We start from the raw sequence: 13,022 nt of genomic DNA on the forward strand, positions 1-13,022 counted from the left end.
ACCTGTATGACAAATGATCAACACAAAGATAGCCGCCATAAGCATGAACATCAGGGACATGAGCACGGACACAACCATTATGAACATAATCATTCCGGCCATTCTCATTCCCACTCTCACGCACCCGATAACCTCAAGGGCCTATTAATCGCTCTGATCATTACCGGAAGCATCATGCTGCTGGAGTTCTTCGGCGGCCTGGTTACGGGCAGCTTGGCCCTTCTGTCGGACTCCGGCCATATGCTGGGCGATACTGTTTCGCTGGCCTTAAGTCTTGTCGCCATGATCTTTGCTGTAAAGCCCCCTTCTCTGAAAAATTCTTACGGTTACTACAGATTTGAGATTATGGCAGCCTTATTCAACGGAGTTACGCTGTTCATCATTGCCGGATTTATTATATGGGAAGCGTATCAGCGTTTCTTCTCACCTCCGGAGGTAGCAAGCGGTACAATGATGATCATTGCGGCAGTCGGATTGCTGGCCAACCTGGTCAGTGCATGGTCTTTAATGCGAAAAAGCAATGTGCAAGAGAACATCAATGTCCGCAGCGCCTATCTTCATATCGTTAGCGATGCACTAGGCTCGGTCGGAGCTCTGCTTGCCGGGTTAATCATGAAATTGTTCTCCTGGTATATTGCAGATCCAATCATCAGTGTGCTTGTCGCACTGCTCATCCTGAGAGGAGCCTGGGGCGTAATTAAACAGGCATTCCATATTTTAATGGAAGGAACACCGCTTAACGTGAATACCCGTGATGTACAAGAAGCGCTGCTGCTTATTGACGGAGTCATCGAGGTTCATGACCTGCATATCTGGACCATTACCTCAGGGCTGGATGCGCTTAGCGGCCATCTGCTGATTCAGGACCATAAGGATCACCAGCGTGTTCTCCAGGAGGCCACCAGCCTCGTGGAAGAAACTTTCGGCATTCATCATTCGACGCTGCAAATTGAGAACTCGTCCATGAAGCACAAAAGCTTGAAGGTTTAACGTGCATTAGGACGGTGAAATCTCCTGACGCAAACAAAAGAAACCGTCCTTGCGCTAAGCCAGCGCAGGACGGTTTTGTGTTTACAGCTGAGTTCTCATGAAAATCTATTCATGTCTGATATGCTCATGCGTCTGCAGAAAAATCTGTTCCACATGCGCATCATTTAGTGAATAATAGACCGTCTTGCCTTCCTTGCGGCGCTTTACGATCCGCAGATTGCGCAAATAGCGGAGCTGATGGGATACGGCCGATTGCCCCATGTCGAGGATGACCGATAAATCGTGCACACACAGCTCTCTCTGCGACAAAGCGTAAATGAGCCGTACCCGCGTCGGGTCGCCCAGCGCTTTGAACATTTCCGCCATTTTATCCGTTGTTCCGCGGTCCGGCAGAATCAGCGCTATAGATTCCGGTTCCAGCTCCGAACCATTGCATGTATTGTCGCATTCTTCAAGTGCCGCTGGCTCCATGCTCTCGCCCTCCTCTAATATGCTTATCCGGTGTTACTGGTTGTTAATAGTAGCTTCTACGATTAATTATAGAAAAAACTTCACCGGATGTCCATGAGAGGATTCAGCACAGCATGCTACATACGCGATATTATACTGCTTTACGCCAGAAGTGGAGCAGGCCTCCCGCCAAAAAGAGAACCAGGCTTCCTGTAACTACCAGCATCAAGCTCTCCATCGGCAAATTAAAAGCTCCGAACTTATCTTCACCGTAAGGAGACATGGCCAGCATTGGCTGCACCCAGGGATAATATGGGCCGTAGGTGGCTGAATTGGAGATGAGCATATTCGGTAAAGTCAGGCTTACATTCAGTGCCAGCGGTGCGCCGAAGCTGCTCCAGCCCTGGGAAACTGCCAATTGCAGCGCGGCCAGCGGCAGGCAGGCGAACCAGCCGCCGAAGAGGCTGGTGAGAAGCAGCTGCCAAGGCACAGCGCCTTCCGCACCGCGATATATCCCTAGGCCTACCACTACAACGATAAACAGCAGCTGCACGGCGGCCAGCATTCCCATAATCAGTGTGAATTTAGCCAGGTACACAGAACTTCGTGTTACAGGCAGGGACAACAACTGCTTCCAGCCACCGTCGGTATGCTCGGAACGGCAGATTAGAGCCGCAAATATGCCGGCAAGCACGGGAAGGAACAACATTGAATGCATTAGCGACATTACACTCAGCAGCACCTGCCAGGTGATCTGCCCATCATCCTGCATATCGGCTAGCCCTCCGATAGGCACCGCGACAGCCGGACTGAGCAAAATAAGCAGCCAGACATGAGATTTGGACATTTTCAGCTTCTCAGCCGATAGAACTCTCCAAAAGGTTCTCATCCTAGTCCACATCCTTTCGCGCAAAATGTATGGATCCCGGCAGCAGAATCAGCAGGCCAAGCAGCAAGCCTGCTCCGCTGAACAGCCAGGGCCGGGGAGCGCTCCAGGCTAGGGCCGGCCAGCTCAGGGGAACCCATTCCGACAGAAACAAGGAGAAGATGCTTAGCAGCGACAAGGTAATTCCCACCGACACCGGAAACGTCTGATTGCGGCTGGACAGGGAGAACCACAGCTGCAGTGAGATCACCGGGAGTGCTGCAGCATAAGAAGCAAAGCCAATTTGCAGCACCTTCGCATAAGGGATTGGCTGCGATTGGAACCCGAGGATCACTCCCAAGCCCACCGTACCCGCCGCCAGCAGCAGACAGGAGACAGTAAGCAGCAGCAGGCAGAGCAGCAGCTTGGCCATAAAGACAGAGGTCCGGGAAATCGGCAATGCCAGGAGCTGCTTCCACGAGCTCATTTGGTGCTCCACGTTGGCCATCATCGAACAGATCAGCGTGCCCCCCAGATAAAGGGCCACCGGAACGAAGTCGGCCACATTGCTGAGCAGTCCGCCCCATAAATCGGCACGATATTGCTGGGTCAGATAATCGTAACGCAGCCCAAAGTTCAGCCCCTGCATGGCAAGCAGGCCGATGGGGCCGAGAAAGACCAGAAACCACAGGCCTTTGCCGCGGATTTTGAGCCAGTCAGCCGACAGCGCCCGCCACATCATGATGCGCCTCCCTCAACAACCTGCAGGAAGAATTCCTCCAGTGATTGTCTGCGTTCTTCCACCCGGTAGATTGCATGTCCATCCTCGACCAGTTCTTTAATCAGGAGAGCCACTCTGGCATCGCTCATCCGCGGCAGCACAAGCCGCCCATCCTGCATTTCACCGCCGCAGCCCCTTCGCAAGGCGAGCGCCAGCGCGGCTTCCGGCTCGGATACGGCAAGCCGGAGATCTCCCGCCGCCTGCTGCTGCAGATGGGCAATGGAGTCCTGGTAAACCATTTTACCCTGGCGGATAATGCCGACCGTATCTGCCATCTGTTCAATTTCGCTCAGCAGGTGGCTGGACACAAGCACGGTAATTCCCTGCTCTTCCGGAAGCCGCTTGATCAGCGAGCGGATCTCCTGTATGCCTGACGGATCAAGCCCATTAGTCGGCTCATCAAGGATCAGCAGCTCCGGACTGCCGAGCAGTGCAGCAGCAATGCCCAGCCGCTGCTTCATGCCCAGCGAGAAGCCCTTCACAGGCCGCTTTTCTTCTCCTGTCAGCGAGACAATATCCAGCACCTCGGCGATCCGCTGCTTCGGCACATTAAGGATCCGGCGGATCGCCTCCAGATTGTCCAGTGCGCTCAAATGCCCGTAATATGACGGGGACTCCACAAGCGACCCCACTTTGCGCAGAATCTGCAGCTTATTTTTACGGAGCTCCTGGCCGAATACCTTAATTTGCCCCGATGTCGGCTTGATCAGCCCCAGCAGCATGCGGATGGTCGTTGTTTTGCCTGCGCCGTTGGGTCCAAGAAAGCCGTAAATTTCACCTTTGCCAATATTCAGGTTCAAACGCTCCACCGCAGCCCGGCCGCGGTATTCCTTCAGTAAATCCTTTGTTTCAATTACAGTTTCTTTCATTCTCGTTCACCTCGGTAACTAGCATAACGTCCCAAGGTTAAAAGAGCGGCGGCAGCAAGTTTAAATTTCGTTTAAATTTTGCCCCGGCGCTGAGAAATGACAATAGAGGTACCCTGCTCACTGCTGTCGACCGTCCACTCCAGCTCCATCCGCTTAAGCAGCAGCTCTACAATAGACAAACCAAGTCCTGCCCCTTTGGAGTCGGAGTTGCTCATCATTCCCTTGCCATGGTCCGAGACGACAATCACAGGGCGGCTATCCCGGACTTCCAGCGCAATGCCTACATATAGTCCGCAGCGGGCGTGGCGCAGGATATTCTGAAACAGGTTGTCCAGAATCCGGCGGAACCAGCTCTCGTCTATAGTCCAGTATAGAGGTTCACCCTCCAGGTCAATATCAACCTGGAACCCTTCCTTCTCCCAAAGCGGATACCAGGCAGCGGCACTTTCGCGCAGCAGCCGCAGCACATCCCTGCGCTCCAGCTTCAGCGTTATCTTTCCGCTGCTGAGCAGATTATAAGAGAGCAGATTCTCGATCAGCACGCTGAGCCCGGCAATCCGTTCATCCATCAGCTCCAGCGATTCCTGCCCGCGCGGCGATAGGCTTTCCTTGCCCAGCACATGGAGATGAGTACGGATTACGGTGAGGGGAGTCCGCAAATCATGCGACAGATCCGAAACCAGGCGCTTGCGCAGTCCCTCCTCTTCCGCCTCTCTGGACCGGCTGGCAGTAAGCTCAGTCACCATCGTATTAAAGGCCTCCTCCAGACGGCCAATCTCATCCGTTCTGCCGCCGGAAGTAACAGGCTTCGGAATTCCGGCCCCGCCTGTGAAACTCATCGCCGTCTGCAGGCGCAGCAGCCGGGTTCGGATCCCTATGAAGAACAGCAGCGACACCACAATGAAGCCGGCAAAAAACAAAACCAGAACGATTAAATACCACGAGCTTAGCCCATCAATACTTTCTTCATCCCTTAATGCATCCGGAATTTGCATCACCATAAAACCTTCTCCGGCCTCCGCACGGTCTCCTACAAAGGCGACAATGGCGAGCGGATTAAGCTCTGTGCTCTTTTTCATAAAGGCAACCGCTTCTGCAGCACTCCACTGCGCGGGCAAAGCATCACCCTCTACCTGCTTCTGCAGCTCGGGATCTTCCGGCGTAAGGCTTAGCCTGGTTTTCCCGTGGCTGTCTACCCAGAACATCCCGGCCAAAGAATACTCACTGCTGAGTTGCCGCATCCGCTCATTGATCGCCTCCGGCGGTTTGCCCAGCAGATCCAGCGCTTCCTGATGCCACATCTTCTCCAGCTTGGTGATGCTGGAGTAAGGGGCATACTCATCAGGCGGACCTTCCCGGGTCAATGCGCTGAATACGCCGTATCCGACAAAAGTTGCCGTCATCATGACAGGCAGGAACAGCAGCGCAGCAACAATAATCAGCAGATAACGGGAGAGCAGCGAGCTACGCAGTTTGTGTGAGCGCCCGCTGGCCTTCATGCTCTCACCCGGTAGCCGATTCCCCGGACCGTCTCTATAATCTCCGGTGCTGCCGGGTCAAGCTCCAGCTTCTCGCGCAAATAACGGATATGTACCATCAGCGTCTTGTCCCCCTCTATGTAAGCCTCGCCCCAGACGGCTTCATAGATCTGTTCCTTGGTCAGAATCTGCCCAAGATGGCGGAGCAGGTAGGAGAATATCTGAAACTGCTTGCCGGTTAACAGGATTTCTTTGCCGCTGGCCGCCTCTTGAATAAGGTGTTCCCCTTCATGGACGATCAGATGCTTAATCCTTAGCGGTGCAGGTGCCGCAGCACCGCTCCTTCTCAGCAGGACTTCAATCCGTGCAGCCAGCTCATCCGGGTGAAACGGCTTGGTCAAATAATCATCGGCGAATTCCAGCCCCTGGAGCTTATCGTCGATGGAGGTGCGGGCGGAGAGCATCAGAATCGGCAGCCCCGGGTACGTCCGCTTCAGCCGCTGCCCAACGGTGAAGCCGTCAAGACCGGGCAGCATGACATCGAGAATGGCCAACTGACAGCCGGCAGCCGCCTCCACTGCCCCTTCACCGCTCTCCAGCCAGCGGACGGCATACTGGCGTTCCCGAAGATCGGCGGAAACCGCACTGCCAATCTCCCGGTCATCTTCAACATATAACAATGTAACGCTCATTTAGCTTTCAATCCCTTTCTCGGTGGAAATGGCAGGACATCATAAAATCCCCGAAGGCGGCGGATGACCGTCTGCGCTTCGGGGAGGATATAGGTTGTATTGATTATGCACGGTTTCCAAAACTAGCCGGGGGCTTGTCATCCGGCTTCCCGAAGAGATACCCCTGGCCCAGATCAATGCCGATGTCCCGGCAGAAGAGGAACTCTTCCCGCCGTTCAATTCCCTCGGCAAGCACCTTGGCACCAAAGGAACCGGCCCGGTTCACAATATCGAGTACGCTTCTCTGTTTCCGGTCGTCCTGATCACAGAAGCTGATCAGACCACGGTCAATCTTTACATAATCCGGCTGCAATCTGGACATGACTTCCACTGTAGAGTAGCCCGCGCCCACATCGTCCAGCGCCACCCGCATGCCCTGCTGCCTGTATTCAGCAAATATGGTCTGGAGATGTCTGATATCGCTTATATTCTCCGTCTCCACGACTTCAAATACAAAGTCTTCCGGGTCCTCTTCCAAACGATGAATCGCTTCGAAGGTATGAGTGAGACAATATTTAGGATTATAGATAGAAGAGGGCAGAAAATTGATAAACCGCTTGATGCCCTTAGGCAGCAGTCTTTTGCCGGTTTCAATCGCCGAGATCCGTGCAGCCCGGTCGAGAAACGAGTGGAAGCCGGTCCGGCGGGCAATCTCAAACAACTCATAGGGCTGAAAGGGGCTACCCTGCGGCAATGGCCGCAGCAGCAATTCAAAACCCACAATTTCTTCGTTAAAGTTCACGATCGGCTGCAAATGGCTGCAGAAATCATGATTGGAAATGATCGTGATCAGATTATCACTGGCAAACCGGACGCTCAGCTGTTCCAGCGTCAGCCAGCGTTCCACAGGAATACGCCGGGTATGCCCTTTTATACATAGGGACAGCGGCGTAGCCCACTCATTCTGCAATCCCTCCAGAAGCTCCAGCAAATCCATGAGCTCCTCTCTGGAAGCATAGGCGGCTATTCCGGTATCCGCTGAGCCTGTCAGCTTATAGCCTGCAGCCCTTATAGCATTGGCGAGCGGAATCGGGCAGGGCCGCATCTTTAATTCTCCTGCGTCCTCTACCGGTTCGATGTCAGAGCACTCACTGCAGTTCATGTGCATTCTCCTCGCCTCTAGATGTCAGATTTCAGTTCAGTAATTATAACATGATTTACCATAAGCCAGCTATCTTCCGGACGGCAAAAAGCCATCTATAAACCGTAGGGTTTAAGATGGCCAGCTGCTTCATATCTTAGATTTATTTGCCGTTAACTGCGGCCGTAGGCTGCCAAACGCCATGCTCTTCGTTTTTGCCGACATACTCTATCCGTGCCGGTGCAAGCTCCAGAATGACATAGTCAGGATCATCCGGTCCCTTGAACCATTGCTCCAGTGATTTATTCCATACTTTAGCCCGCAAGCCTTCATCCTTGGTGACAGCGACTGTTGCTTCGATCTCCAGCACATCCTTGCCGCCGCCCTTCTCATATCCAAGCAGCAGAAAAGCATGCGGATTATCCTTCAGCTCTTCTACCTTATGCGTCTTCCGATTGGTTGCGAGGTAAATGTTTAATCCGTCATGAAATACCGCCATATAACGCACCTTAGGTTTGTTGCCGGCTTCTATCGTGCCGAAGGAACCGAACTTATTGTCATCCAGCGCTTTGATGATATTTTGCTCCAGCTCATTGTTATCCATTGACGAAACAGCTCCCTTCCAATATGTGTGCTTATTATAGTGTACCCGTCCGGTTCAGAATGAATCCGGGACAAAATCATGAACTCATCACAGGAGGAGTCTATCCTTTTTGAATAAATTGATCTGGATCTGGACCGTTCGTCTCTCCTAGCTTGGCAGCCTGAAAATTAGGGTAATATAGAAGATGTCAATATCCTGTGCATAAGGGTGGAACTCTTAATGACTGAGCATTTCTCCGAACACACCGAACCTACATTACATACCGCTCTGCTGCAGTTTATTTTCCCCTTCTCCATCAAGGACGGTGAGGACAAGAGCCTGGCCCGGCAGCTTGGGCTTGACGGCTTCACCCGTTTTTTTCTCGACAGCAAAGAGCTGGAGGATGCTTATTACGGCGAAGGCTACTGCGTATCCCATGAGAAAATGGAGCGCAGCTATCTGCCGTTCGCAGCCCATGTCCTATTCCCGCGGGACAAGGATAAAGAAGATTCCTTCCGCCGGTTTTCCCGGGTAAACGATCTGGCCTGCAGGCTGGAAATGACACAGCAATCCGTAAACTTCCGGGTACTCTCGACGGATGTATTCATTTGTCCGTTTCAGCTTGGATTTCTGACCGTAAGAGTCCGCATCGAGGAAGAGAACCTGCCCTTCAGCACCGCGCTGGAATTCGCCGACCGTTTCCGCACACTCGAGGATGTCTCCTACCAGGACAAACATACATATATCCATTGCCAGGACAAAACCTTCGATCAGGTGGAGGATTTTGTGTTCAGGAATCTGGCCGATGGCCTGCAGCCGTTTATGGACCAATCGGAAATTGACGGAGCCTACTTCGAGACGCTTCCCTTCTTCGTTGATGAACGAATGCTGGTCCAAGCCTTTTATGGCTTCAACCGGCAGGAGGACGCAGACGAAATCAGTGTGGAGCTGCGTTACCGCGCCTCCCAGCTGGATGGGCTGAATCTGGACGGAAAACCCTATATCAGCGCCAGCGATCCCGAGTACATCGAGGAGTACTGCCAGGCACATTCGTACAACCGCTGGGGGCCGGATACCTACTATATGACCAACGAGCAGACCTTCTGCTGCCTGAGCCGGGCCGAACAGGAGGTAGCCACCCCACTGGTCAATCAGATGTACGGGCAGTATTACTACGGGCTGCTCCTTAGTATTTTCCACAAAATCGTCCTGTTGAAGCTTTCCAATCTTCACTCCCGGCTGCGTATCAACCACGATTATGATGAAATTGAGAATCTGATCTTCCTGATTAACAAGTTTTCGGCCAAGTTTTATTTTCTGGAGCTGATTTCACAGTCGCAGGGCCGGGAGATCTTCATCCAGCTGCGCAAAGTATACGGCAATGACGCCCTCTTTGATGAAGTCAAAATGACCCTGAACGACCTGTTCCAGTACCAGGAGAAATTCCAGGCCAAACGCCGGGATACGCTGCTGATGATTCTGACCGTCTTCACAGTGGTGAGCGGCATCTACGGGATGAACCAGGTCATTGAAGATTTGAAGGGACGCATTGAATGGAGCAAAATACTGGAATACTCTCCTTTTGAATATTTGGCACTGCTGCTCACCTTCACCGGTATCCTCGTCAGCATCCTCCTGACGCTGAAAGAGCTGTGGAACGGAATCCGCAGCCGCCGCAGAAAAAGATTTTATTCCAAGGATTGATAAGCTGTCGGAAACAATCATGAGTGATTTGCTCTCCGGACGACGTAGTAATGAATAGTATATACGCCGGAGGTTGCCTATGACGTTCAATCCTAATGACAGCCTGGCATGGGCCGGGCGGTTCATAAACAAAGATAAAAAAGCACTCGCAGAAGCGATTGATTTCTTTGGCCCCGATGTGCAAAGACTGGTCCGGCGTATTCTGTCCGGCACCGGAAGCGCGGAGGATGTTGAGGAATGTGTGAGCGATGTGTTTATGGCGGCATGGACCGGAATCAGCCGTTATGAGCCCGAGCGCGCCTCCTTCCGCACCTGGCTGTTCCTGCTGGCCAAATACAAAGCGCTGGATCTGAGGCGCAAGCTGCTGCGCCGGGGCGGAACCGGAGAAGCAGATGCCTCCAGAGCTGCACGGAACGAGATTTCCGCCGAACAGGAAGTTCTTTCCCGCGAGACGGCCAGTGAATTGTTCGGCTGCATGCAGCAGATGGGCGAACCGGACCGCAGCCTGTTTCTGCGCAGATATTTTCTTTATGAGAGCCTTGATCAGCTAGCGCAAACTTTCAGTCTCAGTAAAAAGGCAGTCGAAAGCCGCTTATACCGTTGCCGGACGCTGCTCAAGCAGAAGCTAGGCCTGTCTGAGAGTCAGGGAAAGGAGGCGCAACATGGCCAAAGACATGAAAATTGAGGAACAGCGCCTGTTCGGGATGATTGATTCTATGAGCTTCAGCGATGCAGAGCTTGCCTTAGGTGTTCTGCCGGAGGTTGACCAAGGTCCGCGCCCCGCAGACGAAGAGGAGGCAGCTTCGCTCGCCCGCGTCAAAGCACGTACACTTGCCCGTCTGGAGCCCGAAGCCGCTGTCCACGCCTTCCGTTCCTTCGCCCGGAGATCCCAGAGGCGGAATATCTTCGCGGCCGCAGCGGCAGTAATACTCATCGCTGCCGGTATGCTCGCTTTCTCTCCTGAGGTACAGGCCGGGTTAAGAAAGGCGCTGAGTTTCCTTCCTGGCTTCGGCACCGTTGTGGAGAACAGCCCCGGTGACCGGATCTATGTACTGAGCAAACCCTATGACATTGCTGTGGGGGACGGAAGTCTGACCGTGGATGCCGTTCTCCTGCAAGAGCTTGGCGTGAGCATTACGCTTCGCGGCCGGAAAGTCCCTGAAGTCAGCGAATTTGAGGCAGATATCGGCGGCAACCGCTATACTTTCACCTCTTACATGCGTTCGTCCTCGGAGAGTGAGTGGTACGGCAGCTACAGTTCAACTCAAGCGGTGCAACTGAAGCAGGATAATCTTCTAACCCTGCATCTGGGCGGCACAACCGTTGGTCCGTTACAGCTCACCGCTCCGAAGACAGCTGAGGAGCTCGGGGAACTCGGCGCAAGCGATATACAGCAGGATGTGCGGATTACTGCTTTTCCGGTGGACCTTGGCGGCAGGCTTGTCCGTGTCCAGTTATTGCCCACACTGACGGGAGAATCCGGGCTGACTGTCCATTCTTACGGACTGGAGCCGCTGGTGCCTGGATCAGGTCTCTATATAGAGAACGCGGCAGGAGAAAAGGCGGTACTGGAGCAGCCTGAATCCATGTCCTATCCTTCCGACTTCCGGTTTCATGAGACTGCCGGGGCGGGCGCTTGGCCTTATACGGTCTTCATTCCTTATATTGAAGTTTCAGATCGTGACGCCGTATCTGCAGAAGTAGAGATTCCGCTGCCTGATATCGGCCAGGAGAAAATGCTCCACACACGCGCGGAAATCGCGGGCTTTCAGGTAGAGTTCACCCGCATTGAACGTACCGGCGAGACGGCTGCCAGCGTCGATGTGAATGTGAATTTCAATGCCGCAAAGCTGCGGACGCTGAAGTATTTCCTTATTCGCTATCCGGGGCAGGCGGACAACAGCTCATTCTCTTGGGTGAATACCGACCAGACCTACGGCGTGATGAAAACCCTCCATTTAGAAGCAAAACCCGGGGAGGATAAGCTGCGTTTTAAGCTTTCTGAGCCGCATTTTCTGCTCAAAGGGCCGTGGCGCCTGCCGCTGAAGCTTGATAGCTAAGCAGAGTTGCTACTGGACAACTATGGAGCGGGCGTCTATAATACACCGTAAGAACACAGCAATACCTATAACTTCATAGTACCAGGGGTGCTGGAATTGGCCGGCTGAGATTGTGTCCCACAAGATACTGACCCTTATACCTGATCTGGATAATGCCAGCGTAGGAATCGTCAATCGCTTACGGCCGTTTATGGCCCAAGCACAACCTTGCGCAAGTAACTGGTGTCCCGATTCTCGGGGCGCCTTTTTTATATGGGACTATTCAGAATTTGGAAGACTAGGGTTGCTGGAAGGAGAGAAGAAGAGAAATGGGAGTCACAAAAGTATTAAAGCTCAGCCTCACCTGCATGCTGGTCTTTGCCATTGCCGGATGCGGCAATAGCAACGGGAACTCCGGCGGGAATGCGGCAGAGACTGCCGGGAACAGCACCACTGCTCCTGAAACCACTGCCGGGGCAGCAACGGACGCTCCGAAGGAGCTGACCAAGGTAAAGATCGCGCTGGACTGGACGCCGAATACAAATCATACCGGGCTTTATGCGGCAAAAGAGCTGGGCTATTACGAAGAGGAAGGGCTGGATGTTGAAATCGTGCAGCCGGGCGCTGCCGGGTCCGACACGATGGTTACCTCGGGCGAAGCCGCTTTTGGCATCAGTGCCCAAGAGGCGCTGACGCTGGCCCGCCTGCAGAAGGTGCCGCTCGTGTCCATCGCCGCTATCATTCAGCATAATACCTCCGGGTTCGCTGCACCGAAAGACCGCAATATTAAGACACCGAAGGATTTCGAAGGCAAAACCTACGGCGGCTGGGGTTCCCCTGCCGAAGAAGCGGCCATGAAAGCCATTATGGACCCCGAAGGCGGAGATGTGAAAAAGGTGAAGCTGGTGAACATCGGTGAAGCGGACTTCTTCACCGCCGTGAAACGCGACATTGATTTTGCCTGGATCTTCTATGCCTGGACCGGGATTGAAGCGGAGCTGCGCGGAGAACCGCTCGACATGCTCTACCTCAAGGATTATGCACCCCAGCTTGATTACTACACACCGGTACTGACTACTAGCGAGAAGGAAATTGCCGAACATCCGGAGCTGGTGAAGGCTTTCCTTAAGGCTACCTCGAAAGGTTATCAATACGCCATTGATCAGCCGGAGGAAGCCGCAGCTATTCTAACCAAAGCTGTTCCCGAGCTGGATCCCAAGCTGGTCCTGGCCAGCCAGAAATGGCTCAGCCCGAAATACAAGGATGATGCCGTCCGCTGGGGCGAGCAGAAGAGCGAGGTCTGGCAGGATTACGCCGACTGGATGTATGGCCTGAAGCTGCTCGATCAGCCGCTGGATGTTCCAAGCACATTTACGAATGAGTTTTTGCCAGCTAACTGATTAAGGATGAAGTGATTGAATGTTCGTTTCGCGCTGTACGCAGATTACCCA

Annotated in this window: 13 protein-coding genes and 1 riboswitch; of the genes, 5 read left to right on the forward strand and 8 right to left on the reverse strand. The window is 53.4% G+C overall.

Annotation, left to right across the window (positions count from 1 at the left end):
• Positions 1–6: 6 nt before the first annotated feature.
• On the forward strand, positions 7–990 hold the full coding sequence (locus NYE29_RS07795) for a cation diffusion facilitator family transporter (RefSeq protein ID WP_340895208.1): 984 nt from the start codon (positions 7–9) through the stop codon (positions 988–990).
• Between the two features lie 105 nt (positions 991–1,095).
• Here the strand turns inward: NYE29_RS07795 and NYE29_RS07800 are convergent, their stop codons facing one another.
• The 8 genes from NYE29_RS07800 to NYE29_RS07835 form a co-directional block, all read right to left on the reverse strand.
• Positions 1,096–1,461 carry an ArsR/SmtB family transcription factor gene (locus tag NYE29_RS07800; protein ID WP_038585175.1) on the reverse strand — a complete coding sequence of 122 codons (366 nt, stop codon included), beginning with the start codon at positions 1,459–1,461 and terminating at the stop codon, positions 1,096–1,098.
• A gap of 130 nt (positions 1,462–1,591) precedes the next feature.
• The gene (locus NYE29_RS07805; RefSeq protein WP_340895209.1) at positions 1,592–2,329 is read right to left on the reverse strand and encodes an ABC transporter permease; all 738 of its coding nucleotides are present in this window, start codon (positions 2,327–2,329) and stop codon (positions 1,592–1,594) included.
• A gap of 1 nt (position 2,330) precedes the next feature.
• On the reverse strand, positions 2,331–3,047 hold the full coding sequence (locus tag NYE29_RS07810) for an ABC transporter permease (RefSeq protein ID WP_076111666.1): 717 nt from the start codon (positions 3,045–3,047) through the stop codon (positions 2,331–2,333).
• Positions 3,044–3,955 carry an ABC transporter ATP-binding protein gene (locus NYE29_RS07815; protein WP_076111664.1) on the reverse strand — a complete coding sequence of 304 codons (912 nt, stop codon included), beginning with the start codon at positions 3,953–3,955 and terminating at the stop codon, positions 3,044–3,046. The genes NYE29_RS07810 and NYE29_RS07815 overlap by 4 nt, the downstream gene beginning before the upstream one ends.
• A gap of 71 nt (positions 3,956–4,026) precedes the next feature.
• Positions 4,027–5,454: a sensor histidine kinase gene (locus NYE29_RS07820; protein ID WP_340895213.1), complete on the reverse strand. Its 1,428-nt coding sequence runs from the start codon at positions 5,452–5,454 to the stop codon at positions 4,027–4,029.
• The gene (locus NYE29_RS07825) at positions 5,451–6,125 is read right to left on the reverse strand and encodes a response regulator transcription factor (RefSeq protein ID WP_340895216.1); all 675 of its coding nucleotides are present in this window, start codon (positions 6,123–6,125) and stop codon (positions 5,451–5,453) included. Before NYE29_RS07825 ends, NYE29_RS07820 begins: the two co-directional genes overlap by 4 nt.
• A gap of 103 nt (positions 6,126–6,228) precedes the next feature.
• The gene (locus tag NYE29_RS07830) at positions 6,229–7,266 is read right to left on the reverse strand and encodes an EAL domain-containing protein (RefSeq protein ID WP_340895217.1); all 1,038 of its coding nucleotides are present in this window, start codon (positions 7,264–7,266) and stop codon (positions 6,229–6,231) included.
• A 142-nt stretch (positions 7,267–7,408) separates the two neighbouring features.
• Complete coding sequence (locus tag NYE29_RS07835) at positions 7,409–7,849, reverse strand: pyridoxamine 5'-phosphate oxidase family protein (protein ID WP_076111659.1); 441 nt, start codon at positions 7,847–7,849, stop codon at positions 7,409–7,411.
• 219 nt (positions 7,850–8,068) lie between these two features.
• Between NYE29_RS07835 and NYE29_RS07840 the strand changes: the two genes are divergently transcribed.
• From NYE29_RS07840 to NYE29_RS07855, 4 genes are all read left to right on the forward strand, one after another.
• Positions 8,069–9,532 (forward strand): hypothetical protein, encoded by a 1,464-nt coding sequence (locus tag NYE29_RS07840; protein ID WP_340895218.1) that lies wholly within the window; start codon positions 8,069–8,071, stop codon positions 9,530–9,532.
• Positions 9,533–9,611: 79 nt separating this feature from the next.
• Complete coding sequence (locus NYE29_RS07845) at positions 9,612–10,217, forward strand: sigma-70 family RNA polymerase sigma factor (protein WP_340895220.1); 606 nt, start codon at positions 9,612–9,614, stop codon at positions 10,215–10,217.
• Positions 10,195–11,592, forward strand: a complete 1,398-nt coding sequence (locus tag NYE29_RS07850) for a hypothetical protein (RefSeq protein WP_340895221.1) — start codon at positions 10,195–10,197, stop codon at positions 11,590–11,592. The genes NYE29_RS07845 and NYE29_RS07850 overlap by 23 nt, the downstream gene beginning before the upstream one ends.
• Before the next feature lie 73 nt (positions 11,593–11,665).
• A riboswitch (TPP riboswitch) is annotated at positions 11,666–11,776 on the forward strand.
• Between the two features lie 124 nt (positions 11,777–11,900).
• Positions 11,901–12,971, forward strand: a complete 1,071-nt coding sequence (locus tag NYE29_RS07855; protein WP_340895223.1) for an ABC transporter substrate-binding protein — start codon at positions 11,901–11,903, stop codon at positions 12,969–12,971.
• Positions 12,972–13,022: the final 51 nt, after the last annotated feature.

Origin of the sequence: Paenibacillus sp. FSL M7-1046 (assembly GCF_038007405.1) — a bacterium.
In the GTDB taxonomy this organism is placed as follows: Bacteria; Bacillota; Bacilli; order Paenibacillales; family Paenibacillaceae; genus Paenibacillus_AQ.

What these genes read in the sequence shown, in the direction of transcription:
- NYE29_RS07795 (WP_340895208.1), top strand. Translation starts at nt 7, where the DNA reads ATGACAAATGATCAACACAAAGATAGCCGCCATAAGCATGAACATCAG.
- NYE29_RS07800 (WP_038585175.1), bottom strand. Translation starts at nt 1,461, where the DNA reads ATGGAGCCAGCGGCACTTGAAGAATGCGACAATACATGCAATGGTTCG.
- NYE29_RS07805 (WP_340895209.1), bottom strand. Translation starts at nt 2,329, where the DNA reads ATGAGAACCTTTTGGAGAGTTCTATCGGCTGAGAAGCTGAAAATGTCC.
- NYE29_RS07810 (WP_076111666.1), bottom strand. Translation starts at nt 3,047, where the DNA reads ATGATGTGGCGGGCGCTGTCGGCTGACTGGCTCAAAATCCGCGGCAAA.
- NYE29_RS07815 (WP_076111664.1), bottom strand. Translation starts at nt 3,955, where the DNA reads ATGAAAGAAACTGTAATTGAAACAAAGGATTTACTGAAGGAATACCGC.
- NYE29_RS07820 (WP_340895213.1), bottom strand. Translation starts at nt 5,454, where the DNA reads ATGAAGGCCAGCGGGCGCTCACACAAACTGCGTAGCTCGCTGCTCTCC.
- NYE29_RS07825 (WP_340895216.1), bottom strand. Translation starts at nt 6,125, where the DNA reads ATGAGCGTTACATTGTTATATGTTGAAGATGACCGGGAGATTGGCAGT.
- NYE29_RS07830 (WP_340895217.1), bottom strand. Translation starts at nt 7,266, where the DNA reads ATGAACTGCAGTGAGTGCTCTGACATCGAACCGGTAGAGGACGCAGGA.
- NYE29_RS07835 (WP_076111659.1), bottom strand. Translation starts at nt 7,849, where the DNA reads ATGGATAACAATGAGCTGGAGCAAAATATCATCAAAGCGCTGGATGAC.
- NYE29_RS07840 (WP_340895218.1), top strand. Translation starts at nt 8,069, where the DNA reads ATGACTGAGCATTTCTCCGAACACACCGAACCTACATTACATACCGCT.
- NYE29_RS07845 (WP_340895220.1), top strand. Translation starts at nt 9,612, where the DNA reads ATGACGTTCAATCCTAATGACAGCCTGGCATGGGCCGGGCGGTTCATA.
- NYE29_RS07850 (WP_340895221.1), top strand. Translation starts at nt 10,195, where the DNA reads ATGGCCAAAGACATGAAAATTGAGGAACAGCGCCTGTTCGGGATGATT.
- NYE29_RS07855 (WP_340895223.1), top strand. Translation starts at nt 11,901, where the DNA reads ATGGGAGTCACAAAAGTATTAAAGCTCAGCCTCACCTGCATGCTGGTC.